Genomic DNA, 25,014 nt, shown 5'->3' on the forward strand with positions numbered 1-25,014 from the left:
TCAGCCGGGGTCGGTGACCTCGAAGGAGAGGTCGTTGTCGACCGTGTAGTAGGGGCGGACCAGTTGGCCACCCTCGGGCGCGGCCGCGTACACGAAGGAGTGTTTGCGGTCCGCCACGTCGTCCAGGACGCGGCCCACCCGGACGGGGGCCGCGCCGGCGGTGGGCAGCACGTGGACGTCCCAGTAGCGGACGTCCACGCCGGTGAGGTCCGCGTGGTCGACGGTGAACCGGAGACCCCGGCCGTCCGCGTCGACGCTCGGGCCGAGGAGGCGCTCCTCGCGGCTGCGCCGCCCGCGCAGCCGTACGACGGCGTCCTCGCCCAGGTCGGTGCCGTGCAGGCGGGCGGTGACGGTGGTGGCCTTGTCGCCGACCTCGATCGGCCCGGCCTCCGCGTGGGCGGGCCGCAGCCAGGCCCGTACGGCGAGGAAGCCGTCCAGCGCCCGGTACGGGATGCGCACCGCCACCGGCGACGGCCGGTCGACGCGGGCGCCGTCCACGAGGACCCGCAGATCCAGCGGGCCGGAGACCAACTGCTGTGGCTCGGCGTCCGGTTCGCGCACCAGGAAGGCGTCCCAGCGGCCCTCCTCCAGCGCGGGCAGCGGCTCCAGCACGGCGAGGGTCCGCCCGTCGCCCGAGGCTTCCAGCGGGAGCCGGCGTGCGGCGGGGTCGGGGACGCCCTTGCGGGGCCTGGCCTTCAGGACCAGGTGCGCGGAGCCGGGGGTGGCAAGGGGAAGGGCGAAGGTGAGGCGGCCGTCGGCGTCCGCCCCGCAGGTCACGCGGATCTCGGTGTTCATCGCCGCCACCCCCGCACGGTGCGTACCGCACTGGCGGCGGCCGTGTAGGCCAGGTCGTGGGCGCTCTGCCGGGCGGCCGTCAGCCGACGGCGCCCGGCACCCGGTTCGCCGGGCGGCCACTGACCCGCCCGCTTGGCGGCGAGCGCCTCGGACAGCAGGCGTTCGGCGCGGGCCACCACGACCTCGGGGGCGTAGCGGCGGGCGTTCTCCAGGGCTGACTTGCCCATCGTGCGGCGCCGTTCGTCGTCGCGGACCAGGTCCAGCAGGGCCGTACCGAAGGCGTCCGGGTCACCGACCGGCACGAGCCGTCCGTCGACGCCGTCCTGGATGATCTCGCCGGGCCCGTAGGCGCAGTCGGTGCTGACAACGGGCAGCCCGCAGCGCATCGCCTCGACGATGGTCATGCCGAAGGGCTCGAAGGTGGAGGAGGCGGTGGCGATGGACGCCTTGACCCACTCGGACTCCATCGGGACGGCGGCGCCCATCAGGAAGGCGTGGTCGCTGAGGCCGAGCCGCTGGATGAGGGCGCGCAGCCGGTCGCGTTCCTCGCCCCTGCCGTAGATGCGCAGCCGCCAGTCGGGACGGGCGGCGGCGACGTGCGCGAAGGCGCGGATCAGGGTGTCGTAGTCCTTCATCGGCACGAGCCGGCCCGCGGCGACGATGAGCCGCGATTCGCCGTCGACGGGCGGGAGTTCGGGGTCGGGCACGCTGTTGGGCAGCGCCTCGACGCGGACGCCGGGCAGCCAGGTGCCACGCCGGTAGGCGCGGGCGTCGGCGTCGGTGACGGTGGTGATGAGGTCGAGGTCGCGGTAGGCGCGGCGCAGTACGGGGCGCAGCCGGCGCGAGTGGTGGTCCCAGGTGAGGTGTTCCTGGCCGACGCGGAGGACGCGGTCGGGTGCCTGGCGGGCGAGGTGGACGTTGAGGCCGGGGCGGGTGCCGATGACGACCTCGGCGTCGGTGCCGGCGAGCTGGGCGGCGATCCGCTCGTCGGTCAGTCTGCTGTACTCGCGGTGGCGTCCCTCGGCGGCCGGGAAGACCCGCGCGGGTTCGCGGTGCGCCGGGTGGTCCTGCTCCGCGCGCAGATCCACCAGGGGCCGCAGCCGGACGCGGGGGTCCAGGGTGAGCGGGGGGCGTTCGCGGCTGCGGAGTACGGACACGATCTCCACGTCGTGCCGTTCGGCGAGCGCTCCGGCCAGGTTGAAGGTGGTGGTGATCGTCCCTCCGATCGCATACGCGTTGTGGAGCAGGAAAGAGATCTTCATGCCGGTCCAGACCTTGTCGACACGGGCGCGGTTGCCAGACGTTACCGCTTCGTGTCCTCAAGGCCCGGTGAAGGGCACAGCACGGCCAGGTCGGCGGGGCGGACCCGGACGGTGACGGGGAGGGCGGCCTCCACCTCGCCGTCGGCCCCGTACGGCACGGGCCGGTCGGCCTCGATGCGCAGCTCGCGGCCGCGCAGCACCCGTACCTCGGGGCGGCGGAGGTGGGCGCCGGTCTTCAGCTCGTTCATCAGGGTGAAGAAGAGGCGGCGCGGGGCCTCGCGGATCAGCACGATGTCGAGGAGGCCGTCGTCGAGTTCGGCGGCGGGGGCGATGGCGCGGCCGAAGCCGTAGTAGGGGGAGTTGGCGGCGACGACGGTGTAGCCGCGGTGCCGCTGTTCCTCGCCGTCGACGGTGATCCGGTACTCGGCGGTGCGCCAGCCGGCCACGGCGCGCAGGCCGCCCGCGTAGTAGGAGGCGGCGCCGCGCAGCAGCCGGGACTGGTTGGCGTACCGGTTGGCGAGGGCGTCGACCCCGGCGTAGACGCTGCCGAGGACGACGGTGCGCGGGTGGACGGCGGACTCGACCTCGAGGGTGTCGACGCGCCGGGGCTCGGCGTGCAGCAGGATCTCGGCGAGGGCGGCGGGGTCGGCGGGCAGGCCGAGGGCGCGGGCGAAGTCGTTGCCGCGTCCGGCGGGTACGAGCCCCAGCACGGCGCCGGTGCCGCTGAGCGCTCCCCCGATGCCGCCGGCCATGCCGTCGCCGCCGACGGCGAGGACGACCCGGCCCCTCTCTCCGGCGCGCAGGGCGGTCTCGCGGGCGTGGGCGAGGCTGTTGCTGTACTCGGTCTCCAGCGTGGCGCCGGCCTCCCGGAGGTGCCGGGCCACCTGGAGCAGCGTGGCGGCCCCGGTGGAGGCGCCCGCGGTCGGGTTGACCACGGCGGTGAACTCTCGCATCGGTGTGCCTCCGGGCGCGGTCAGTCGGTGGGGAGCAGGACGCCGGGGTTGAGCAGCCCGGCGGGGTCGAGGCGGGCCTTGACGGCGCGCAGCGCGTCGACGGCGAGGGGTCCGGCCTCGCGTACGTACCAGTCGCGGTGGTCGGTGCCGACGCCGTGGTGGTGGGAGATGGTGCCGCCCGCCGCGAGCACGGCCTCGTTGGCCGCGTGCTTGGCCGGGGTCCAGTGGGCGACGGGGTCCTCGCCCTGGGCGCTGACCACGGTGAAGTAGAGGGAGGCGCCGTTCTCGTACACGTGGGAGATGTGGCACATGACCAGGGGCGGGGTGCCGGCGCCGGTCAGGGTGTCGGTGAGGGCGGTGCGTACGGCGGTGTACAGCTCGGGTATCCGGGACCAGAACGCGGCGGTCTCCAGGGTCTCGGCGAAGGCGCCGGCGTCGAGGAGGGCGTCGCGCAGGTAGGGCGCTTCGTAGCGGCCGTGGGCCCAGCGTTCACCGGGTTCGATGCCGACGAGGGTGCCGCCGCACTCCCGCAGCACGGCGGCCGCCTCCTCGCGGCGCCGGGCGGTGTCAGCGGAGGTGCCCTCGTAGCCGGTGACGGCGAGGCAGCCGGTGCCGCCGTCGGCGAGGGCGGCGCCGATGGCGTCGGGCTGGGCGAGGCCGACCAGGGTCTCGGTCTCGTCGGAGAGCCGGAGCACGGTGGGCCGGGGTCCGTCCTGGGCGAGCCTGCGCAGCGCGGCGGCGCCCTCGGCGAAGGTGGCGAACCGCCAGCCCTCGTACAGGCGTTGCTCGGGCTGCGGCCGTACCCGGACGGTGACGGAGGTGATGACGCCGAAGGCGCCCTCGGAGCCGAGGACGAGCTGGCGCAGGTCGGGTCCGGCGGCGGAGCGCGGGGCGCGGCCGGTCTCGATGGTGCCCTCGGGGGTGGCGAGGGTGAGGCCGAGGACCATCTCGTCGAAGCGGCCGTACCCGGCGGACGCCTGGCCGCTGGAGCGGGCGGCGGCGAAGCCTCCGACGGTGGCCCACTCGAAGGACTGCGGGAAGTGCCCGAGCGTGAACCCCTGTGCGGCGAGCAGGGCTTCGGCCTGTGGGCCGCGCAGTCCGGGCTGGAGGACGGCGGTGCGGGAGACCGGGTCGAGGTCGAGCAGGGCGTCCATCCGGCGCAGGTCGAGCGCGATGAACTCCCCGCGCTCGGGGGCGAGTCCGCCGACGACGCTGGTGCCGCCGCCGAACGGCACGACCGCCACCGCGTGTGCGGCACAGGCCCGCAGCACCGCGAGCACCTCCTCGTGAGAGGCGGGCAGGACGACGGCCTGCGGTACGTCGGTGACGTCGCCCGCGCGGATGCGCAGCAGGTCGGGCGTGGACTTGCCCCGGATGTGCCGGACGCGGCTCTCGGCGTCGGTGCGGACGTGGTCCGCCGTGCCCACCGCGTCGGCGAGGTCCTTGAGCGCGGCCGGGGTGAGCGTGGGGTCGGACAGCTCAAGGTCTTTCAGCGCCACGGGAGTTGAGGGGCTCGGGCGGACGCCGAGCAGGTCGTGCAGGAGTCCGGCCACCGCGTCGGGCAGGGGGGCCGCCTTCGCCGGGTCGCCCCAGCCGTTCCACAGCATGTCCATCGAACGGTCGTCCTCGCCAGGTCGGTTCGGTGTGTGCGGCGCCATCTCCCCCCGGCCGCCGGGGCGTTACACTGTTACACATGACGTCCATCCGTCACAACCGTTCGGACGCCGACACCGTGCTCGACGCGGTGCGCGACTGCGTCCTGGCCGTAGGTGTCCGCCGCACCACGCTCGCCGACGTGGCCCGCCGCGCCGGGGTCTCCCGGATGACCCTGTACCGGCGCTGGCCCGATCTGCGCACGCTGGTGGGCGACTTGATGACCCGCGAGTGGCTCGCCGTGGCCACCCGCGCGATGCCCGCCGCGTCGGACGGCCCGCACACCCGCGCCCGGATCGTGACCGGACTGGTCGCGGGCGTCACCGAGTTCCGGGACCACCCCCTGTTCCACAAGATCCTGGACGTCGACCCCGAGCTGCTGCTCCCCTACGTCCTCGACCGGCGCGGCGCCACCCAGGAGGCCCTGCTGGCGCTCCTGACCGACGCCCTGCGCGAGGGCCACGCGGACGGCTCGGTACGGGTGACGCACCCCGGACGCCAGGCCCGCGCCGTGCTGTTGCTGGTGCAGTCCTTCGCGCTGTCGCTGCGCACCATGACCGACGAGGACGACGCCGAGCTGGACGCCACCGCCTTCCTGGGCGAGCTGCGCACCCTTCTGGAGAGGACCCTCACCCCATGAGCAACCGCGACCGCGCCGACCGTACGGCGGCACCGGGTTCGTCGCTCGACGCCGCCCGCCGCACCCGCGAGCTGGCCGGGGCGGCCGGGGGCGGCACGGCCGACCTGCTGGTGGTGGGCCTCGGCGCCACGGGGGCGGGCGTCGCCCTGGACGCGGCGGCGCGCGGTCTGGACGTGGTCGCGATCGACGCCCACGACCTGGCCTTCGGCACCTCCCGCTGGAGTTCCAAGCTGATCCACGGGGGCCTGCGCTATCTGGCGGCCGGGCAGTTCGACGTGGCGCACGAGAGCGCGGTCGAGCGGGGCGTGCTGATGACGCGTACGGCACCGCATCTGGTGGCCGCGCAGCCCTTCGTGCTGCCGCTGACCCCGCTGGTGTCGCGGGCGCAGGCGTCGCTGGCGTGGGCGGGGTTCCGGGCCGGGGACATGCTGCGGCTGGCCGCGCGCACCCCGCGCCAGGTGCTGCCGGTGCCCCGCCGGCTGTCGGCGGCGGAGGCCCGGCACCTGGCGCCCTCGGTGCGCGCGGCCGGGCTGCGCGGCGGCCTGCTGTCCTGGGACGGCAAGGTGACCGACGACGCCCGCCTGGTCACCGCCCTGGCCCGCACCGCCGCCGCGCACGGCGCCCGGATTCTCACCCGCGTCCGCGCCCTGTCGCTGGGCCCGGCCGGGGCCCGCTTCCGGGACGAACTCACCGGCGAGGAAGGGGAGATCAGGGCGCGTGCCGTCGTCAACGCGGCCGGCGTGTGGGCCGGGGGCCTGGTCGACGGCTTCCGCGTACGGCCCTCGCGCGGCACCCATCTCGTCCTGCGCTCCGAGCGCCTCGGCGCGCTCCCGGCCGGCCTCCACATACCGGTGCCCGGCGAGACCAACCGCTTCGTCCTGGTGCTTCCGCAGGGCGACGGCCGTACGTACGTGGGTCTCACCGACGAGCCGGTGGAGGGCGCGGTCCCGGACGTGCCCGAGGTGCCGGAGACGGACATCGGCTTCCTGCTGGACGTACTGGGCTCCGTGCTGGACGCGCCGGTGCGGCGGGACGAGGTGGACGGCGCGTTCGCCGGGCTGCGCCCACTGCTGGACACGTCGGTGCCGGGCGCCCCCGGCTCGGCGCGCACCTCGGACATCTCGCGGCGGCACGCGGTGCTGACCTCGTCGGACGGGGTGGTCACCGTGGTGGGCGGCAAGCTCACGACGTATCGGCGGATGGCGCAGGACGCGGTGGACGCGTGCGGCCTCACCTCCGCGCCCTCCCCCACCGCCGCGCTCCCCCTGGTCGGCGCCGCCGCCCCGGAGCACCTGCGCGGCCTGCCCGCGCCCGCCCGCCTGGTCCGCCGCTACGGCACCGAGGCCCCGGCCGTCCTCGCCCTGGCCGAGCGGGACCCGGCGCTCGCCGAGCCGGTGCTCCTCGGGCACCCCGTCACCCGCGCGGAACTCCTCTGGGCCGCCCGCCACGAGGGCGCCCTCGACCCGTCCGACCTCCTGGACCGCCGCACCCGCATCGGCCTCGTCCCGGAGGACCGCGCCGAGGCCCTCGGGGTCGCCGCCGAGATCCTGTCGCGGGCCACCCCATCGGGCGTCTGACCTGTTTCGCGGCTTCGCGCCAGGGGCATCCGTTGCCCGTGATGCCCCCCGCGCGCGACTCCGTCGACCTCCGCTTCGACGGCTGGATCACCGGCATCGGCACCACCTCCGGCACCCGCCTGGTCCTGGGCCACTGGCCCCGTACCCCCTTCGGCCCCTTCAGCGACGTCATGCTGGAACACCCGGACGGCCACCGCACGTTGCTGGCGCCGACCGGGGAGGTGGCGGACTTCATCGCGGGGACGTACGCGTTCGACGAGGTACGGGTGGTGCCGGTGGAGGTACGGACCGCCGGGGCGCGGTGGACCGTGACGTCCGGGCCGCTGCTCGACCTGCGCTTCACCGTCGGCCGCCGGGGCGCCCTGGGCACCCTGCTCCACCTGGCGGCCCCGGTCACCTCCCGGCCCGCCTCCGCCGCCCTGACCGACCCGGTGGCCCGCCTGCTGATGGGCGTCCGCACCCGCGGCTCCGCCGGGAACGGCCGCTACGAGTGGTACGGCGCCCGCGACCTCCACCGGCTCACGACGGCGACGGCCACCTTCGAGGGCCGCGACCTGGGCCCCCTCGCCCCGGTGGACCCACCTGTCCGCTTCGGGTTCGGCTCGACTCCGCGTCTGCCGTGCCAGGTCAGGGTGACGACGACGGTGCGCACCCCGAGCTGAACCGGTCAGCCGTCCTCGTGCCGGTCGAGCGCGGTAAGCAGCCGGCGCAGGGCGGTCCGGGTCGCCCTGATCTCGTCCTCGGGGATGTCCCCGAAGAGTTCCCGGTGGGTGGCCTCGGCTCGTTCGGTGAGGCGGGTGAGCGCGACCCCGCCGCTCTCGGTGAGCGCCAGCAGGGGGGAGCCCCGGTGGTCCGGGTTCGCGGTGAAGGCGGCCAGCTCGAGCTGGACGAGGTCGTTGGCGACGCGCTGCACGTTCTGCCTGCTCACCCCCAGCCGCCGGGCCACCTGGGGCACGGTCAGCCCGTCCTTGGACACCGCACTCATCACCTGCCAGCGCGCCTGGGTGAGCCCCTCCGTACCGGCGGTCCGCTCCCCCAGCCGGCGCAGTGCCCCCGCCGCCTCGTACACCTCGGCGACCAGTAGGGCTGCCTCGTCCCGCATCCACGCCTCCCGCATGACAACGCGCTGTCGCTACGGCAACAGCTTGCCATGAGCCTCATTGACAACATGTTGCCTTAATGACAACGTATTGCCATCAGTCGAACCAGGAGGCTCCCCATGTCCACCCCCGCGATCCCCACCCTCAAGGCCGCCATGGCCCGTGCCGCCGAGGTCCGTCCCAAGGTCGGCGGCTTCCCCTACCTCGCCGAAGCCCTCCGCCAGGCCGGAGTGACCCGCTGCGCGATGACCGTGCCGTCGAACGCGATGCTGTACCTCACCGAAGCGGGCCCCGTGGCCGTGCAGGGCGAGCCCCTGCTCACCGGCATGTCCGACGTACCGCCCTTCGACCGCGCGGCCCTGATAGCCGCGCTCCGCGCCGACCAGGCGGGCGAGACCGCCTTCCCGGAGTTCGTCCGGGGCTGCTGGCAGGCGGGCGTGGTCCGGTACGACGTGGACCTGGCCGCGCGGACCTGTACCTACTACGGCGCGGGCGAGGAGAGCTACGTAGAGACGTACCCGGAAGTCGCCCTCTAGGGAGCCGCGTTCACAGTGTGCGCGGCGGATGCACCCGTACCCGTGCCCCCACCGTCACCACCAGCACGATCGCGCAGGCCGTGAACACCATCCCCGCCCCCCGCACCCCCAGCCCCACCGTCAACGCGCCCACGCCGACGACCGGGAGGGAGATGCCCAGGTAGGCGACGACGAAGAAGGCGGAGATGGTGGCGCCGCGGTGTTCCTCGGGAGCCGCCGCGCCCACTGCGGTGAGGCCCGCGCGGAAGGCCATGCCCTGGCCCGCGCCGCCGGTGAGGGCGCCGATGAGGAGGAGGGGGAGGGACTCCACGAGGAGGGAGGTGCCGACCAGGACGAGACCGGCGGCGAGGACGGCGCAGCCCCAGGGGAGGGCGGCGCGGGCGCCGATGCGGCCCATGAGGAGCTGGCCGCCGGTGGAGGCGCAGAACACGCTGAAGACCACGGCGCCGGTCACCGCGAGGTTGTGCTCGCCGAGGGTCTCGGTGAGGAACGCGGGCGCGACGGCCGTGAACAGGCCGAGCAGGGAGAACCCGGCGAAGGCGGCCAGCGCGCACGGTCCGAAGACCCCGCGCACCTCGGGCGGCACCCGCATCCCCTGTGGCCTGAGCGGTGGCCGGGCCCCCTCATGGTGGACGGTCTCGGTGAGCAGCAGGGTGACGACGAGCGCGACGGCGAGCAGGCCGAGGTGGACGAGGAAGGGCAGGATCAGCGGCCGGGGCGCGTACTGGGCGAGCAGCCCGGAGACCAGCGGCCCGAGCCCGAGCCCGCCCATGTTGGCCGCCGTGGCCGCCAGCGCCGCCCGCCCCCGGCGCCCGGGGGGCGCGAGGTCGAGGACGGCGGCCGTACCGGTGCCGCTGAACAGCCCCGCCGAGAACCCGGACAGCACCCGCCCGAGGTACAGCAGCGGCAGCCCGCCCTCCAGCAGGAAGCACACCGCGCTGAGCGCCGACAGCACCAGGGCGACGACCAGCACCGGCCGCCGTCCCAGCACGTCGGAGGCGCCGCCGGCCAGCAGCAGGGCGACGATGACGCCGACCGCGTAGACCGCGAACACCACGGTCACGATCAGCTCGGAGAACCCGATCCGCTCCCGGTACAGCCCGTACAGCGGGGTGGGCAGCGTGGTACCCATCATGCCCACGGCGAAGACGCCCGCCGCGCCGAGGTAGCCGGGGCCGGGGCGCCGCCGGGAGGAGTCGATCACACCTCACCTTGGCACGTCGGCGCCGGTCGGGCGTGACGCGGACACGCCGGGGCATCGGGTGTGTCATGGACTCAAGCGTTCTGGCACAGCGCGGTCGGGGGCAGGCCCGGCGAGCGGCCGACAGCCCGGCGATGACCGCGGCGGCGAAGGCGGGCTTCGTCGCCCGTGGACTGATCTACCTGCTCGTGGGCGTCATCGCCCTTCAGATAGCCCTGGGCGGTGACGGCGGCAAGAAGCAGGCCGACCGCGGCGGCGCCCTCTCCGAGCTGGCGGACAAGCCGTTCGGCGCCGCCATGCTGTGGGTCGTCGGCATCGCGCTGGCCGGCATGGCGCTGTGGCGGCTGTCGGAGGCGGTGGTCGGCAGCGCCGGCCCGGACGGCACCAAGGCGTCGAAGCGGGCGATGTCCGCGGCGCGCGCGGTGTTCTACGCGTTCGTCTCCTACTCCGTGCTGTCCTACGCGGCCGGCCAGAAGGGCAGCGGCGGCGGTTCCTCGGACCAGCAGAGCGACGACGTGACCGCGATGGCGCTGAAGTGGCCCGGCGGCCAGTGGATCGTCGGTGCCGCCGGGCTCGTGGTGATCGGGGCGGGGGTCTACATCGCGGCGCGGGCGGTGATGCGGAAGTTCCGCAAGCATCTGCGCACCGGCGAGATGTCCCCCACCGTACGGAAGGTCGTCGACGTCCTGGGCGTGGGCGGCGGTACGGCCCGTGGCGTCGTCTTCGCCGTGGCCGGGGTGTTCGCCCTGATCGCGGCCGTCCAGCACGAGCCGGGCAAGGCCAAGGGCATGGACGACACCCTGCGTTCGTTCCGGGACCTGCCCGCCGGGCCCTGGCTGCTGGCGCTGATCGCGCTGGGGCTGGCCGCGTTCGGCGTGTTCTCCTGGTGCAACGCCCGCTGGCGCAAGGTGTGACCCTCCTGCCGGCCACGACCACGGCGCCCCGCCTTCTCAGGTGAGGGCGCCGCCGTCCACCCGGAGGACCGCGCCGGTGACGAAGGAGGCGCGGTCGCTCAGCAGCCAGGCCGCGGCCTCCGCGATCTCCTCGGGCCGGGCGTCCCGCCGCAGCGGGGTGTGCGCCTGGAGCCGCTCCTGGAGGCCGGGCGCCTTCTCCTCCCAGGCCCGCATCATCTCGGTGGCCGTGTTGCCGGGCGCGATGGCGTTGACGCGGATGCCCTCCGGGCCGTACGTGACGGCCGCCGACTCGGTGATGCTGTTCAGGGCCCGCTTCATCGCGCCGTAGCCCGGCAGTTCAGGGTTGCCGCGCAGGCTGCCGACGGAGGAGTTGTTGACGATCGCGCCGCTGCCGGAGGTGGCCCGGATGGCCGCGACCTCGGCGTTCATGGCGAGCCACTGCCCCTTGAGGTTGACGGTGTAGAGCCGGTCGAACTCGTCCTCGGGCAATTCGTCCAGCGGGCCGGGCGCCTGGTTCGCGGCGCCGTTGTTGAAGGCGATGTCGAGGCGTCCGTGGAGCTGTACGACGCGGTCGACGGCGGCGCGCACCGCGTCCCCGTCGGCCAGGTCGCACACCACGTGATCGGCGGTGCGGCCCTCGGACCGGATCTCGTCGGTGACCGCCTTGAGCTGGTCCTCGCTGCGGGCGGCGAGCACGACCCGCGCCCCCTCGCGGGCGAAGAGCCGGGCCGCGGCGGCGCCGATCCCGCGTCCGGCGCCGGTGATGAAGGCGACCTTGCCGGGGAGCAGTCCAGTGGTGACGGAAGTGTCTGTCGCTGTGGCGTTCATACCGTCGAGCCTGCGCCGCCCGGCCGGGCTCATCCAGGCACAGGCGGTACCTGGCTGGCGCCGCCGGAACGGCGCAGACTGGACCCGTGGACCGAGACGAACTGGCGGCATTTCTGCGGGACAGGCGCGAGCGGATCAGGCCGGCCGAGGTGGGGCTGCCCGCCGGGCCGCGCCGCCGTACGCCGGGGCTGCGGCGCGAGGAGGTGGCGCAACTGGCGTTCATCTCCACCGAGTACTACACCCGGCTGGAACAGGCACGCGGCCCGCGCCCGTCCCGCGAGGTGCTGTCCGGGCTGGTCAGGGCGCTGCGCCTGACGGACGCCGAGCGCGACCACCTGCACCATCTCGCCGGCGCGCCCCCGGCCCCGCCGCCCGGCCCCCCGCGCGAGGTGCGGCAGAGCATCCTGGACCTGCTGACCCGGCTCCCGGGAACGGCCGCCATCGTCACGTCGGCGATCGGCGAGGTGCTCGCCTGGAACGACCTGGCGGCCGCCCTGATGGAGGACTTCTCCGCCCTCTCGCGCCGCGACCGCAATCTGATCCGCCGCGTCTTCCTCGGCTCGCACCAGGGCGCGTTGTACGGCGTCTCGGACGGCGCCGAGTTCGCCCGCGACTCGGCGCAGCGGCTGCGCGCGGCCTCCGCCCGCTATCCCGACTCCCCCGAGGTGACCGGCCTGGTGGCCGAACTCCTGGCGGGCAGCGAGGAGTTCACCCGGCTCTGGGAGGCGTACGACGTGTCCGTGCTGCCGACCCTGGCCAAGACCTTCCACCACCCGGTGGTGGGCCCGCTGACCGTCAACTGCGATGCCCTGCACGTCCCGGACCGGGACCAGCGCATCGTCCTCTACACCGCCACACCGGGCTCCGCCTCCGAGGAGGCGCTCCGGCTGCTGTCGGTCGTGGGGACCCAGCGGATGGACGTGTCAGGCTGAACCGCGCCGCCCCTCGGCTGCGTGGGCGTCCGCGGCCCAGGGGGGCATCAAGGCCCTGGCCACGGTGGTCGGCGCCAACTACGGCCGCCTGATGCGCGAGGGCGACCTCACCCCGGACGCGGCGATCAGCACCCTGGAGGCGATCGGCAGGCAGCGCACGGCCGAGGCACGCGGAGCGGAACCGCTGACCACCGGGTACATCCCCGGCTCGGCCGAGGAGCGCGAGCAGGCCGGGCTCACCGACGTCGACATCGTCGAGGCCGTCGACTACTACACCACCGAGCGCGGGCAGCACCCCAACTCCCCCAACAAGCTGCGCTTCTCGGGGCTGGAGGCCGCGTTCGCGTTCGACGCCTTCCACCTGGCCGAGGTGCTGCTGGCCCAGCCCCTGCAGATCGTCGTCGGTGACGTGCCGGGCGGCTTCGGCTCGTACCGGGACGGGTTCGAGCTGTTCGACCGGGCGCGCTCGGCGAAGAAGGACATCTTCGTGGTGCAGGGCGCGAGCCACTACGACCTGTACGACCGGCCGAAGTTCACCGGCCCCGCACTGGAGCGCCTGGAGTCCTTCTTCGCGGCGAACCTGTAGCCCCGAGCGCCCGGACAAGGGGATGGTTCCGTGACATCCCTCACAGGCTCCGATGACCTACGGGTGTCCCTTAGTAGGTGACGAGCCGTGACGACAAGTGCGCTTTGTCCGTCTTGGCGGGCATTTGGATCATGCTGTCCCCCGGAGTGGCTGATCCACTCGCCCGAGAAGCTCGCTTTCGCAAATCATGAGGGGTTCTGACGGCCCGGCAGCAGGGGGCGGAAGCCGCTGCTGCCGGGTCGGCATGCCTGCGTGACCTTGGCAAGGGGCTCCGAGGTCTACGAAGCACGGTAGTACGACCATCCCTTTGCATGCCTTGTGTGACCGTCCTAAGAATGACGACTCGCAGGGCGTCTTTTGCTGTTCGGGAGGCGGGTTCCAGCAAGAGGAAGCCGCGCGGCGGCGCCCGGCGCCTACCGAATGAGGTTTCACGCATGGGAAAGCACCGTAAGAACCAGCAGTACCGGCGGGTGCTCATAGCCGCTGTCGCCGTGGGCGCGGTGGGCGTACCGACCGCCGCCGTGGCCTGCGTCGACTGGAAGGACGACTCCGGCCGCCAGACCGAGGCCACCGCCTGGCAGACGGAGCAGAGCCCCCGTCACGCGTCGCACCAGGTGCGGAAGCAGACCGCCGCCCCCGCGACCCCCTCCGCTTCCCCGAGCACCCGCACCGGGCACCGGCCCACCTCGGCGCCCACCCGCACCGCGCAGCAGGCCCCCAAGGCGGCGAAGACCACGGCGGCCGCCAAGCCCGCGAAGACCGCCCAGCCGGTCACCGCCAAGCCCGCCGCCCTCAAGTCGGCCTCCGCGAAGCCGGTTTCCACGCCGACCGTGCGCCAGGTCTCCACCGCGCCCCGCCCCGTGCAGACCGCCACCGCCGCCGCCCCGAGCACCCCGCAGCCCGCCGCGACCGCCTCCGGCGACGTGGCCCGGATCGTGGACCTGGTCAACGCCGAGCGCGCCAAGGCCGGCTGCTCCCCCGTCGCACTGAACTCCACGCTGAGCAAGGCCGCGCAGGACCACAGCGCCGACATGGCCGCGCACAACACCATGTCGCACACCGGCTCCGACGGCTCCGACCCCGGCTCGCGCATCACCGCCGCCGGCTACCAGTGGAGCGCGTACGGGGAGAACGTCGCCTACGGCTACGCGACGCCCGAGCAGGTCATGGACGGCTGGATGAACAGCCCCGGCCACCGGGAGAACATCCTCAACTGCTCGTACAAGGAGATCGGCGTGGGCCTCGCCCAGCCCGGCAGCTACTGGACCCAGGACTTCGGCACCGCCAGGTAGCGCCCGGAGTGCCGCCGACACCCCGGCGGCGTGGCGTCCCGTACGCCTGTCCGCCTCCCGGTGAGGATGGGACCCTCGTGCGGGTCGGCTGGGAGACGGGTGTCGGGATGACGGTGAGCCGTATCGGTCTGGTCGTGCACGCCGGGCGCCCGGCCGCCGTCGCCGCGGCGGACGCGGTGCGCGAATGGTGCGCCGCGCACGACGTGGGCTGCGCCGACATCGACGTCTGGCAGGAGGGTGCCCGGCACAGCGCCCGCGAGGAGGTCGACAGCGCGGGCGACCCGGACCTCATCGTCACCCTGGGCGGCGACGGCACCTTCCTGCGCGGCGCCCGCCTGGCCGCCGAGAACGACGCCCTGGTGCTCGGCGTCGACCTCGGCCGGGTCGGCTTCCTGACCGAGGTGCCCGCCCCTGCCGTACGGGCCGCGCTGGACGCGGTGTACGAGGGCCGGTACGAGGTCGAGAGCCGGATGCTGCTCACCATGCGCGCCTCCTGCCCGCTGGGCGTGCCCGCGCACATGGCGGACCTGGTGCGCTACGGGCGCGGCCCGATGCTGCCGCCGCCACGGGTGCGCGGGGAGTGCACGGTCGGCGACGACTGGGGCGTGGCGCTGAACGTCACCGCGCTCAACGACGTGGTCGTGGAGAAGCTCACCCGGGACCGGCAGGTGTCGGTCGGCGTGTACATCGCCGGCCAGCTCCTCGCCTCGTACTCCGCCGACGCGCTGCTGGTGGCCACCCCGACCGGGTCGACCGCGTACAGCTTCGCCGCCGGGGGTCCGGTGGTCTCGCCGCGCATGGAGGGGCTGCTGTTCACGCCGGTCGCCCCGCACATGACGTTCGACCGCTCGGTGCTGGCGGCGCCGGACGAGCCGATCGCGTTCCGGGTGCTGGAGCGCTCCGGCCAGGCCGCCGTCAGCATCGACGGCCAGGTGCGGGGCGTACTGAACCCCGGCGACTGGATCGGCGTGTACGCCTCGCCCCGGCGGCTGCGGGCGGTGCGGCTGGGCCCGATGGACTTCTACGGGCGGCTGCGCGAGCGGATGAACCTCACCGACGCCCCCGCGGCGGTCGCGGACGGACAGGCGGCCCCGCTGTGGCCGGTACGCTCCCCGCCGCCCGGCGACCTCGGTCATCTGGCCCTGCCCCCGTCCCCCGACGCACCCCCGCCACACCACTGACCTGCACAAACGCCGCTCGACGCCAATCAGCTCGAAAGGATGTCCAGGTTTCCCGCTCCGGAGTGAGAATGTGTCCCGCATCGGGGCACTAGGAGAGCAGGTACTTCTCCTACGGCTGGAGGCACACCATGCTCGCCATCGGTGTCATTCTGCTCATCATCGGTTTTCTCACCGGGATCTCGATCCTGTGGACGATCGGCATCATTCTCGCGGTGATCGGCGCCGTCCTGTGGATTCTCGGCGCCACCGGTCACGCGGTCGCCGGCCGTCGGCACTACTGGTGACCCTTCGGTGGTGACCTCCCGGCCCCGGCGGTCCCCCTGATGCACTCCGGTGCGCCAGGGGGACCGCTGATGTGGCGGAACCCCGCATGCGGGACCCGTGCGGCTGCGGGAGGCTGACGGACACTGCTGGTGAAGGGACCCGCCATGACCTTCGACTCCGCGTCCGTCGAACCCGTACCCCCGTCCTCCCCGCCTCCGCCGCCCGTGCGGCCATGGCTGGTCGAGGACCTGCCCGCGCTGGACCCCGACCCGTTCCTGGACTCGCTGCTGCGCGACGAGCCGGTCACCCGTATCCGCCTGCCCTACGGGGAGGGGCACGCGTGGCTGGTCACCCGCTACGAGGACGTCCGCTTCGTCACCTCCGACCCCCGCTTCTCCCGCGCGGAGCTGCAGGGCCGCTCGGTGACGACGATGGCGCCGCAGACGGTGGCCTCGCAGACGGCCGGCCTCCAGTACATCGACGCGCCCCGGCACACCGTGCTGCGCCGGGTGGTGGCGCGGGCGTTCACCGCCAAGAGCATGGCCCGGCTGCGGCCCCTGGCCGAGCGCACCGCCCGCGAGATGCTCCGGGGCATGCGGCGCGCAGGCGCGCCCGGCGACCTCATGGAGCACCTGTACACACCGTTCCCGATCGCGGTGGTCTGCGCCTTCCTGGGCGCCGACGAGGACGACTGGCGCAACTGGGCCGGCAACTCGGAGGCGCTGCTGACCAAGGCGAACGCCAAGGAGCGCAACCAGGCGGCCCGCCAGGACACCCGGAGCCGGGTGGTCGCGCTGCTGGAGCGCCGCCGCACCGAGCCCCGCGAGGACCTCGCCGGAGTGCTGGCGGCAGCCGCGGCGAGCGGTGAGATCACCGAGGACGAGGCGATCTCGCTTGCCATGGCCGTGTACGTCAGCGGCGGGCACGCGGTGCGCAACAACAGCGGCTCCATGATGTACGCCCTGCTCACCCACCCGGACCAGTTCGAGCGGCTGCGCCGGGAGCCGGAGCTGCTGCCGAAGGCGGTGGAGGAACTCTTCCGGTACGTCCCGCACCGCAACGGCGTCGGAATCCCCCGTATCGCCACCGAGGACGTGCGGATCGGCGACCATCTGATCCCCAAGGGGGACGTGGTCTACAACGCCTACGTCGCCGCCAACCGGGACCCGTCCGCCTTCCCCACCCCGGATCTGCTGGACTTCGACCGCTCCGGCGCGGGGCATGTCGCCTTCGGGCACGGCCCGCACTTCTGCCTGGCCGCGCTGATGGCCCGGATGGAGGCCGAGGTGCTGATCGAGGCCGTGATGACGGAGTTCCCGGAGCTGCGGCTCGCCGTACCGGCCGAGGAGGTCGAGTTCCAGCGGGACGGGCTGATTCGCGGTCCGAGAACACTGCCGGTGACCTGGTAGCGCCCGGCGGGGTTTGCCCCTGCGTACGAGGGAGGCCCGGATTCGGGCCAACATCGAGCGATCAGCCGTCACTTGATGGGGTCGGTGGGTGTTTGCGCGTGCACACTTGACCCCGAGTGCCCGCAAATGGACCGGCCCGACGCGGTCCGCTGTGCCGGGCTCCGGCGAACGTCCGGGGCCGAGCGACGGTAGGTTGATCTACATGAGCGACAACGTGTACTTCGACATCACCATCAACGACGAGCCGGCGGGCCGGATCGTGTTCCGTCTCTTCGACGACGTCGTGCCCAAGACCGCCAAGAACTTCCGCGAGCTGGCCACCGGCGAGCACGGCTTCGGCTACGCCGGTTCCCCCTTCCACCGGGTCATCCCGCAGTTCATGCTCCAGGGCGGTGACTTCACCAACGGCAACGGCACCGGCGGCAAGAGCATCTACGGCGAGAAGTTCCCCGACGAGAACTTCAACCTCAAGCACGACCGGCCGTACCTGCTGAGCATGGCGAACGCGGGCCCGAACAGCAACGGCTCGCAGTTCTTCGTGACCACGGTCGTCACCAACTGGCTGGACGGCAAGCACGTCGTCTTCGGCGAGGTCGTCGAGGGCCAGGACGTGGTGGACCGCATCGAGTCCCTCGGCAGTGGCAGCGGCGCCCCGAAGGCCAAGGTCTCGGTCTCCGCGAGCGGCACCGTCTGATCCGCCCCGCCATTCGCCGTGCCCCCGCAGGCCGGGGGCACGGCGGCCGGTGCCCGGCTCAGCCCGCGGTGAGTTCCGCGAAGCGCCGGGTGTCGATGTTCCCGCCCGAGGCGATGACGCCGACCCTGGGCGGAAGGTTCTCGATCCGCCCGGACAGCAGGGCCGCGAGCGGCGTGGCACCGCTCGGTTCGAGGACGATCCGCAGACGTTCGAAGGCGAACCGCATGGCCTCGACGATCTCCTCGTCGCTGACCAGCGCGATGGCGTCAACCAGCCGCTGATTGAGCGCGAAGGTGATCTCACCCGGGCTCGGCAGGACCTGCCCGTCGGCGATGGAGCGGGGCACCGGGATGGTGACGCGCTCCCCCGCCTCCAGCGACCGCTTGGTGTCGTCGCCCGCCTCCGGCTCCACCCCGATCATCCGCACCGCCGGATACAGGGACTTCGCCGCGACGGCGCTGCCCGCGATGAGCCCGCCACCGCCCACCGGCACCACCAGCGCGTCCAGCTCCCCGGTCTCCTCCAGCAGTTCCAGCGCGGCCGTGCCCTGACCCGCGATGACGTCGAGGTGGTCGTAGGGCGGGATCAGCGCCAGCCCCCGGTCCTTCGCCAGGCCCTCGCCGAGCGCGGCGCGCTCCTCGGTGTAGCGGTCGTAGGTGACGACCTCCGCGCCGTAGCCGAGGGTGGCCTCCATCTTGGAGCGGGGCGCGTCCTCGGGCATCAGGATGACGGCGGTGGTGCCCAGTTCCCGGGCGGCCAGCGCGACGGCCTGGGCGTGGTTGCCGGAGGAGAAGGCGGCGATGCCCTTGGCGAGCTGGTCCGGCGGCAGTTGCGCGGCGGCGTTGTAGGCCCCCCGGAACTTGAAGGCGCCGACCCGCTGGAAGTTCTCGCACTTGATGAACACCTCCGCCCCGACGCGGGCGTTCAGGGTGCGCGAGGTGAGGACGGGGGTCCGGTGCGCGACGCCGACCAGGCGGGCGGCGGCCGCGCGGACGTCGTCGAGGGTGAGGTGCGGTTCGGCGGGCATGGTGGGTCCCCCAGGGAGTGGTGTGGGCTCTTACTTCGTGTAGTTGTAGACGGTCGCGCGGGAGACCCCGAGCAGGTCGGCGATGGTCCGGGCGGCGTCCCGCGCGTCGAACCAGCCCTCGCCGTGAAGCTGCCGTACCAGCTCGCGCTTGGCGTCCCGGCCCAGCGATCTCGGGGTGGCCCCGCGCCGCGCGGCCAGCTCCTCCACGGTCCCGCGCAGCTCCCGCGCGCGCCGGTCCCGCAGTGTCTCCAACGGCTCGGCGCCGTGTTCGGTGCCGGTGGCGACCAGGTTGGCCAGGGCGAGGGCGACCGGGGAGAGCACGGAGACGTCCAGGTTGAGGCAGAGGGCCGCGATGTACTCGCCGGCGCTGTTCCGGATGCCGATGGAGGTGCTCTTGGCGGGGCGGCCGTCGGGGAAGCGGTTGGGGTAGTTCTGGACGACGTCCGGGTAGCGGGGGTCCGCGATCCGGGCGAGGCCCAGCTCGGTCGCGGGGTCGCCGGGGGCGCGGCCGGAGAGGTTGTTCTCGATGACCCGGATCGCGTGGTCCGGGTCCCGCAGATCGTGCAGCACGACCTCGCACAGCCCCGGAAACATCCGCCCCAGCGCGACGGCGACCTTCTCGGCCTCGCCCAGCAGATGTTCGTCCTCGGAGGACCCCATCGACATCGCCTCCGTAGCCGCTGGACGGGTTTTCCAGTTCTGGACGATACATCTACGCCGACCTCCGCACCAGGGCCGCAATTCGGTTGGCCGGCCGGGCCCGCTGTGGCAGCGTGCGGTGCCGTGCCCCTCGATGTGCAGAACTTCGCCGCCGCCAACCTGCTGCGCCGCCCGGAGCCGGTCCGGGTCGGCGGCTTCGTGGCGGGCTTCGACCCCGCGACGACCAGCCCCTACGTCAACTACGCGACCCCGCTGCCCGGTACCGCCCCCACGGAGGCCGAAGTGGCCGCCCTGGTGGGCGAGTTCCAGAAGCGCGGGCTGCTCCCCCGGCTGGAGTTCGCCCCGGACGCGGCACCGGAGGTGGAACCGGCGCTGCGCCGGGCGGGTTTCAGCACCGAGGCGATGCACGAGTACCTGGTCTGCACCCCGGCCACGCTCACCCGCCCCGCCGGCCTGCCTCCCACGCAATCCCCCGCTACGGACGCGGAGTTCGCGGAGATCGACGCGGCCCTGACCGAGGCGTTCGGCGCGGAGTTCCCCGCCCCCGCCGACGGTGCCTCGCTGCTGCGGCGGACGCAGCAGCGGGGTGGGGCCGTGCGGTTCGTGCGCGCTGAGGACGGCACATGCGCCGGGGCGGCCAGTTGCTCGGCGCCCGCCGAGGGCACGGCGGAGCTGGCCGGGGTGGGCACGCGGCCCGCGTACCGGGGGCAAGGGGTCGCGGCGGCCGTCACCTCCGCGCTGGCCGGGGTGCTGTTCGAGCGGGGCGCGGGGTCGGTGTGGCTGGAGCCCACCGGTGACGGCTCCCGGCGGGTGTACGAGCGGGTCGGCTTCCGGCCGGGCGGCACCCGGCTGTATCTGCGGCTGGCCGCGCCGCTTCCTTAGCGGCGTGTTAGATCTGCGCGTCGTCCCTTGTCCGGGGCGGGTGCGCGGCGCATGCTCGGGCGGCATCCGGGTCCGGCGTCGCACGGCGGGCCCCGTCCCCCGTTCGTCTGGAGCCGCCATGTCCGCGTCCGCCGCACCGCCCACGGTGACCCCCGCAGCCCGCCGTTTCGCCCTGATCGGCGGTTCGCTGGGCAATCTCGTGGAGTGGTACGACTGGTTCGTCTACGCCAGCTTCGCGATCTACTTCGCGGACTCCTTCTTCCCCGGCGACAACCCGACGACCAAGCTGCTGAACACGGCCGGCATCTTCGCGGTCGGCTTCCTGATGCGTCCGGTCGGCGGCTGGGTGCTGGGGCGGGCGGCGGACCGGCACGGCCGCAAGAGCGCGCTGACCCTCACCGTCACCCTGATGTCGGTCGCGGCCCTGCTGATCGCCGTCGCGCCGACCTACGGCCAGGCGGGCTACTTCGGCGCGCTGGTGCTGCTGCTGGCACGGCTGCTCCAAGGGCTGAGCATCGGCGGCGAGTACGCGGCCAGCGCGACGTACCTGACCGAGGCGTCCGCCCGGAACCGGCGCGGGCTCGGCTCGTCCTTCCAGTATGTGTCCATGACCTGCGGGCAGTTGCTCGGTCTGGCGATCCTGATCACGATGCAGCACACCCTCACCACCGCGCAGTTGCAGAGCTGGGGCTGGCGGGTGCCGTTCGTGCTGGGCGCGGTGTTCGCGCTGGTGGTGTTCTGGCTGCGGCGGCGGCTGACGGAGACGGAGGCGTTCACCGAGGAGACGGGCGGCGGCACCGACACCGCGCGCGGCTCGCTCAAGGCGCTGTGGGAGCACCGCCGGGAGGCCGGCCTGGTGATGGCGCTGACCCTGGGCGGCACGGTGGCCTACTACACGTACACCACGTATCTCACCAAGTATCTGATCGGCAGCGCGGGCATGGCCAAGTCGACGGCCACGCTGGTGAGTTTCACCGCGCTCGCGGTGTTCGCGGCGATCCAGCCGCTGGCCGGGATGCTGTCCGACCGGATCGGCCGCAGGCCGCTGCTGATCACCTTCGCGGTGGGGTGCACGGTGGGCACGTACCCGATCATGACGGCGCTGGGGTCGGCGCACTCGTACTGGTCGGCGCTGGCGCTGTCCCTGCTGGCGCTGGTGATCGTCACCGGGTACACCTCGATCAACGCGGCCGTGAAGGCCGAACTGTTCCCGACGCGGGTGCGCGCGCTCGGTGTGGCCCTGCCGTACGCGCTGGCCAACGCCCTGTTCGGTGGCACGGCGGAGTATGTGGCGCTGTGGTTCAAGGACGCCGGCCACGAGAAGATGTTCTTCTGGTACGTCTCGGGGTGCGCGCTGGTCTCGCTGGTCACCTATGTGCTGATGCCGGACACCCGTGACGCGGCGCTGAGCCGGGCCGAGGCGGACGCGGACACCGGCGCCGGGCGCGCCCCCGCGAAGGCGGCCGGCTGACCCGGTGCGGCAGCGGACCCGGGTCGCCGCATAGGCTGCGGCCCAGGTCAGCACCCGGCACGAGGACTTCCCATGCACGCCCTGCTCGTCGAGGACGACGACCGGATGGCCCAGGCGCTCACCACGGCCCTGGCCCAGCGCGGCCACACCGTGCGCCGGGCCGCCCGCGCCCTGGACGCGCTCCGGCACGTGCGGGAGGCCGAGTTCGTGCTGCTGGACCTCGGGCTGCCCGACCTGGACGGGCTGGAACTGCTCCGGCGGCTGCGCACGGTGTGCGCGGCACCCCTGATCGTGGTGACGGCCCGCTGCGAGGAGCGGGACATCGTGCAGGCGCTCCGGGCGGGCGCGGACGACTACGTGGTCAAACCGTTCCGGATGAACGAGCTGATGGCCCGCATCGATACCGTCCGCCGCCGCAGCGGCGCCCTGGCCCCGCGCCCGGACGCCGGTCCCGGCCCGGTGCGCGCCGGGGACGTGGAGGTGGACCTCGCGGGCCGCACGGTCACCGTCGCGGGAACGGAAGTACGGCTGACCCGGCGGGAGTTCGACGTGCTGGCGATGCTGGCCGCCCGCCCGGAGGAGGTGCACTCCCGCGAGGAGATCCTCGACCGGATCTGGGGCGACGCCTTCCTCGCCGCGTCCCGTTCGCTGGACGTGCACGTGGCGGGCATCCGCGCCAAGACCGGCCGGGCCGAACTGGTGCGTACGGTCAGGGGTTTCGGCTATCAACTGGGCCCGCGATGAGGCGCAGGCTGCTGGCCGTGCTGATGGTACTGATGGGAGCGGCGGCCCTGCTGCTGTCCGTCCCGCTGGCCGAGTCGTACGCGGCCGGGCGCACCGAGCATCTGCTGCTCCAACGCCGGGCGGACGCCGTCCGGTTCGCCGACCTCGCGGACCGGGTCCGCTCCCCCGCCGACCGCACCGAGCTGTCCACGGAGATCCGCCGGTACGCCGGGCTGTACGGCGCCTCGGTGGCGGTGTCGGACACCTCGGGGCGGACCATCGCGCGGGCCGGGGTGCCGGTGCCGTCTCCTCGGGCGCGGGAGGCGCTGGGGCGGGCGCTGACCGGCCGGTCCACCGAGCGTCTGCCGACGGTGCGGCCGTGGGGGCCGCACCGGCTGGTGCTGGCCGAGCCGGTGGGCCGGGACGAGCGGGTGAGCGGGGCGGTGCTGATGGCCGTGCCGACCGGAGCGGCGCGCCGGGACGTGACCGTGCGCTGGCTGCTGATCGCGTGCGGCGCGCTCGCGGCCTTCGCGGCGGCCGCCCTGGTCGCGGCCGGGATCACCCGCTGGCTGATGCGTCCGGTGCGCGATCTCGACCGGGCGGTGGCGCGGCTGGCCTCGGGGCGGCTGGAGGCGCGGGCGGTGTCGGACACCGGGCCGCCCGAACTCCGGAGCCTGCGTGAGCAGTTCAATGTCATGGCGGAGGCGGTCGCGGACTCGATCGGGCGGCAGCGGGCCTTTGTGGCGGACGCCTCGCACCAGTTGCGCAATCCGCTGGCCACGCTGGTGCTGCAACTGGAGAACGTGGAACCGCATCTCGCGCCGGGGCCGGGCCGCGAGGAGCACAGCCGCGCGCTGGACGAGGCGGAACGGCTGGCCGAACTCCTCGACGGGCTGCTGGCGTTGGCGCGGGTGGAGTCGGGTTCGGCCGAGCGAGCCGAACAGGACCTCTCCGGCGCGGTGGCGGCCCGGATCGCGGCCTGGGGGCCGGTGTTCGACGCCTCGGAGCTGACGCTCACCGTGAGCGAGGTGCCGCCCGGCCTACGGGTGCGGTCGGTGCCGGACGCGGTGGGGCGGGTGCTGGACGCGGCGCTGGACAATGCGGTGAAGTTCGTACCGGCGGGCGGCCGGGTGACCGTGTCGGCGGAGGCCGTCGAGGACGGTCAGGTCGTGGTGCGGGTGGCCGACGACGGACCCGGTGTCCCCGACGACCAACTCCCGCTGCTCACGCGGCGTTTTGTGCGGGCGCCCGAGCATCAGAACGTGCCGGGTACCGGTCTGGGTCTGGCCATCGCGGACGAGATCGCCCGGCTCAGCGGGGGACGGCTGGCCGTACGGGCCGGGATTCCGCGCGGGCTGCTGGTGGAGCTGTGGCTGCCGGGTCAGCCGTACACCGACCTGTAGTACGCCACCGCCCCCGGATGCAGAGGGAGATCGCCGGTGGCGACGGCGAAGCGGGGTTCCAGCCGCGCGCCCGCGGTCACCTCGCGCAGCAGCACCCGCCAGCGGGCGAACACCACGCGCAGTACGTCACACGCGTCCCGGTCCGGTACTTGCGGGCGGGCCAGCAGATAGTTGCCGACGCCGATGGTGGTGACCGGGGCGGTGAGCCCGTAGACCCCCGCGGGCAGGGTGACCGCCGAGTACACCGGCCCGTACTCGGCACGCAGGGCCTCCGCCTCGGCCTCCAACGGCAGTACACGCAAGGGGAGTTGCCGGGCGAGCGCCGACAGGGCCGGGGTGGGGACCCCGCCCGCCCAGATCACGGCGTCCACGGTGCCCCGGCGCAGCGCGGTCACCGACTCGGCGAGCCCGAGCCGCTGTTCCCGTACCGCGCGCCCGCCCGTCAGCCCCGCCACCCGCAGCAGCCGCCCGGCGAGCACCTGGGCCCCTGAGCCGGCCGCGCCCGTGGAGACGGGGCGGCCCGCAAGGTCGGCCACGGAGCGCACCGGGCCGTCGGCACGCGCCAGAAGGTGCGTGTAGTTGACGTAGACGCGGGCGAGCGCGGTCACGCGGGCCGGGGCCGTGAAGGGCGCCGCTCCGTGCAGCGCCTGCTCGGCGGCGTCGGCCATGGCGAGGGCCAGGTCGGCCGAACCGGTGGCCAGGCGGCGGAGGTTGTCCACGCTGGCGGCCGTGCTCACCGGTGTAAGGCGGGGGTGCGGCGGGGTACGGGGGGCCTCGGCGGCGAGGGCGTGTCCGAAGGCGTGGTACGGGCCGCCGGGGGCGCCCGTGGCCAGAGTGAGCCGCCGGTGCGGGCCGTCGTCCCGGGCGCAGCCGGGCAGCGCGAGGGCCGGTCCGCCCAGAAGGGCGGAGCGCAGCAGCCCGCGTCGGCTGATCGGTCGGCCCGTCACCGCGGCAGCGTAACGCCCGTGCTGGGGGTGGCCGGGCGATGCGCCCCCGGCAATTGCCGCTATCGTTTGCGACCTCGTCCCCCC

At 73.8% G+C, this 25,014-nt stretch carries 26 protein-coding genes; 16 read left to right on the top strand and 10 right to left on the bottom strand.

The features are described from left to right. From E5083_RS06110 to E5083_RS06125, 4 genes are read right to left on the bottom strand one after another with little or no spacing between them, the layout of a single operon-like run. Positions 1–795, bottom strand: a complete 795-nt coding sequence (locus tag E5083_RS06110) for a transferase (RefSeq protein ID WP_135784568.1) — start codon at positions 793–795, stop codon at positions 1–3. Next, positions 792–2,057 (bottom strand): glycosyltransferase family 4 protein, encoded by a 1,266-nt coding sequence (locus tag E5083_RS06115; protein WP_135784569.1) that lies wholly within the window; start codon positions 2,055–2,057, stop codon positions 792–794. Before E5083_RS06115 ends, E5083_RS06110 begins: the two co-directional genes overlap by 4 nt. Positions 2,058–2,098: 41 nt before the next feature. Further along, positions 2,099–3,010, bottom strand: coding sequence for a YegS/Rv2252/BmrU family lipid kinase (locus E5083_RS06120; protein WP_135784570.1), 912 nt, complete (start codon positions 3,008–3,010; stop codon positions 2,099–2,101). A 20-nt stretch (positions 3,011–3,030) separates the two neighbouring features. Continuing rightward, positions 3,031–4,623: an FAD-binding oxidoreductase gene (locus tag E5083_RS06125; RefSeq protein ID WP_167513476.1), complete on the bottom strand. Its 1,593-nt coding sequence runs from the start codon at positions 4,621–4,623 to the stop codon at positions 3,031–3,033. An 80-nt stretch (positions 4,624–4,703) separates the two neighbouring features. Between E5083_RS06125 and E5083_RS06130 the strand changes: the two genes are divergently transcribed. The 3 genes from E5083_RS06130 to E5083_RS06140 are packed head-to-tail and all read left to right on the top strand — an operon-like array spanning position 4,704 to position 7,542. After that, positions 4,704–5,303, top strand: coding sequence for a TetR/AcrR family transcriptional regulator (locus E5083_RS06130; protein ID WP_135784571.1), 600 nt, complete (start codon positions 4,704–4,706; stop codon positions 5,301–5,303). Further along, positions 5,300–6,880, top strand: coding sequence for a glycerol-3-phosphate dehydrogenase/oxidase (locus E5083_RS06135; RefSeq protein ID WP_135784572.1), 1,581 nt, complete (start codon positions 5,300–5,302; stop codon positions 6,878–6,880). Before E5083_RS06130 ends, E5083_RS06135 begins: the two co-directional genes overlap by 4 nt. A 41-nt stretch (positions 6,881–6,921) precedes the next feature. After that, positions 6,922–7,542: a hypothetical protein gene (locus E5083_RS06140; RefSeq protein WP_135785240.1), complete on the top strand. Its 621-nt coding sequence runs from the start codon at positions 6,922–6,924 to the stop codon at positions 7,540–7,542. 5 nt (positions 7,543–7,547) lie between these two features. Here E5083_RS06140 and E5083_RS06145 read toward each other — a convergent pair whose 3' ends face one another. Further along, positions 7,548–7,982, bottom strand: coding sequence for a MarR family winged helix-turn-helix transcriptional regulator (locus tag E5083_RS06145; protein ID WP_135784573.1), 435 nt, complete (start codon positions 7,980–7,982; stop codon positions 7,548–7,550). Between the two features lie 117 nt (positions 7,983–8,099). Here E5083_RS06145 and E5083_RS06150 point away from each other — a divergent pair, with 117 nt between their 5' ends. After that, a complete protein-coding gene (locus E5083_RS06150) occupies positions 8,100–8,516 on the top strand; it encodes a DUF1398 family protein (protein WP_135784574.1) in 417 nt (138 codons plus the stop codon). A gap of 10 nt (positions 8,517–8,526) precedes the next feature. On the opposite strand, the gene E5083_RS06155 is transcribed toward E5083_RS06150, so the two are convergent. After that, positions 8,527–9,651, bottom strand: a complete 1,125-nt coding sequence (locus E5083_RS06155) for an MFS transporter (RefSeq protein ID WP_208754010.1) — start codon at positions 9,649–9,651, stop codon at positions 8,527–8,529. A gap of 134 nt (positions 9,652–9,785) precedes the next feature. Between E5083_RS06155 and E5083_RS06160 the strand changes: the two genes are divergently transcribed. Beyond that, complete coding sequence (locus E5083_RS06160) at positions 9,786–10,631, top strand: DUF1206 domain-containing protein (protein WP_208753981.1); 846 nt, start codon at positions 9,786–9,788, stop codon at positions 10,629–10,631. Positions 10,632–10,667: 36 nt separating this feature from the next. Here E5083_RS06160 and E5083_RS06165 read toward each other — a convergent pair whose 3' ends face one another. Further along, the gene (locus E5083_RS06165) at positions 10,668–11,459 is read right to left on the bottom strand and encodes an SDR family NAD(P)-dependent oxidoreductase (RefSeq protein WP_135784577.1); all 792 of its coding nucleotides are present in this window, start codon (positions 11,457–11,459) and stop codon (positions 10,668–10,670) included. Positions 11,460–11,545: 86 nt separating this feature from the next. On the opposite strand from E5083_RS06165, the gene E5083_RS06170 reads away from it, so the two are divergent. From E5083_RS06170 to E5083_RS06200, 7 genes are all read left to right on the top strand, one after another. Further along, entirely contained in the window at positions 11,546–12,391 is an 846-nt protein-coding gene (locus tag E5083_RS06170) for a helix-turn-helix transcriptional regulator (protein ID WP_135784578.1), read from the top strand. A 64-nt stretch (positions 12,392–12,455) separates the two neighbouring features. Further along, positions 12,456–12,977: an alpha/beta hydrolase family protein gene (locus E5083_RS06175; RefSeq protein ID WP_244317398.1), complete on the top strand. Its 522-nt coding sequence runs from the start codon at positions 12,456–12,458 to the stop codon at positions 12,975–12,977. A 434-nt stretch (positions 12,978–13,411) separates the two neighbouring features. Next, a complete protein-coding gene (locus E5083_RS06180) occupies positions 13,412–14,269 on the top strand; it encodes a CAP domain-containing protein (protein ID WP_135784579.1) in 858 nt (285 codons plus the stop codon). Between the two features lie 107 nt (positions 14,270–14,376). Further along, a complete protein-coding gene (locus tag E5083_RS06185; protein WP_135784580.1) occupies positions 14,377–15,450 on the top strand; it encodes an NAD(+)/NADH kinase in 1,074 nt (357 codons plus the stop codon). Positions 15,451–15,578: 128 nt separating this feature from the next. Further along, positions 15,579–15,734, top strand: a complete 156-nt coding sequence (locus tag E5083_RS06190; protein WP_135784581.1) for a DUF6131 family protein — start codon at positions 15,579–15,581, stop codon at positions 15,732–15,734. 144 nt (positions 15,735–15,878) lie between these two features. Next, entirely contained in the window at positions 15,879–17,123 is a 1,245-nt protein-coding gene (locus tag E5083_RS06195) for a cytochrome P450 (RefSeq protein ID WP_135784582.1), read from the top strand. A gap of 202 nt (positions 17,124–17,325) precedes the next feature. After that, positions 17,326–17,817: a peptidylprolyl isomerase gene (locus tag E5083_RS06200; protein WP_135784583.1), complete on the top strand. Its 492-nt coding sequence runs from the start codon at positions 17,326–17,328 to the stop codon at positions 17,815–17,817. A gap of 58 nt (positions 17,818–17,875) precedes the next feature. On the opposite strand, the gene E5083_RS06205 is transcribed toward E5083_RS06200, so the two are convergent. Next, positions 17,876–18,844, bottom strand: coding sequence for a threo-3-hydroxy-L-aspartate ammonia-lyase (locus tag E5083_RS06205; protein WP_135784584.1), 969 nt, complete (start codon positions 18,842–18,844; stop codon positions 17,876–17,878). A gap of 30 nt (positions 18,845–18,874) precedes the next feature. Further along, positions 18,875–19,504 (bottom strand): helix-turn-helix transcriptional regulator, encoded by a 630-nt coding sequence (locus E5083_RS06210; RefSeq protein WP_244317399.1) that lies wholly within the window; start codon positions 19,502–19,504, stop codon positions 18,875–18,877. 123 nt (positions 19,505–19,627) lie between these two features. Between E5083_RS06210 and E5083_RS06215 the strand changes: the two genes are divergently transcribed. The 4 genes from E5083_RS06215 to E5083_RS06230 all read left to right on the top strand — a co-directional run bounded on the left by E5083_RS06215 (position 19,628) and on the right by E5083_RS06230 (position 23,983). Beyond that, entirely contained in the window at positions 19,628–20,386 is a 759-nt protein-coding gene (locus E5083_RS06215; protein ID WP_135784586.1) for a GNAT family N-acetyltransferase, read from the top strand. Positions 20,387–20,504: 118 nt separating this feature from the next. Further along, a complete protein-coding gene (locus tag E5083_RS06220; RefSeq protein ID WP_208753983.1) occupies positions 20,505–21,857 on the top strand; it encodes an MFS transporter in 1,353 nt (450 codons plus the stop codon). Positions 21,858–21,929: 72 nt separating this feature from the next. Continuing rightward, positions 21,930–22,601: a response regulator transcription factor gene (locus E5083_RS06225; protein ID WP_135784587.1), complete on the top strand. Its 672-nt coding sequence runs from the start codon at positions 21,930–21,932 to the stop codon at positions 22,599–22,601. 23 nt (positions 22,602–22,624) lie between these two features. Beyond that, positions 22,625–23,983: a HAMP domain-containing sensor histidine kinase gene (locus E5083_RS06230; RefSeq protein WP_244317454.1), complete on the top strand. Its 1,359-nt coding sequence runs from the start codon at positions 22,625–22,627 to the stop codon at positions 23,981–23,983. On the opposite strand, the gene E5083_RS06235 is transcribed toward E5083_RS06230, so the two are convergent. After that, entirely contained in the window at positions 23,962–24,930 is a 969-nt protein-coding gene (locus tag E5083_RS06235) for a TAXI family TRAP transporter solute-binding subunit (RefSeq protein ID WP_244317400.1), read from the bottom strand. The two genes, E5083_RS06230 and E5083_RS06235, sit on opposite strands and share 22 nt — an antisense overlap. Positions 24,931–25,014 lie beyond the last annotated feature (84 nt).

This window comes from Streptomyces bauhiniae, assembly GCF_004784475.1.
GTDB lineage: Bacteria > Actinomycetota > Actinomycetes > Streptomycetales > Streptomycetaceae > Streptomyces > Streptomyces seoulensis.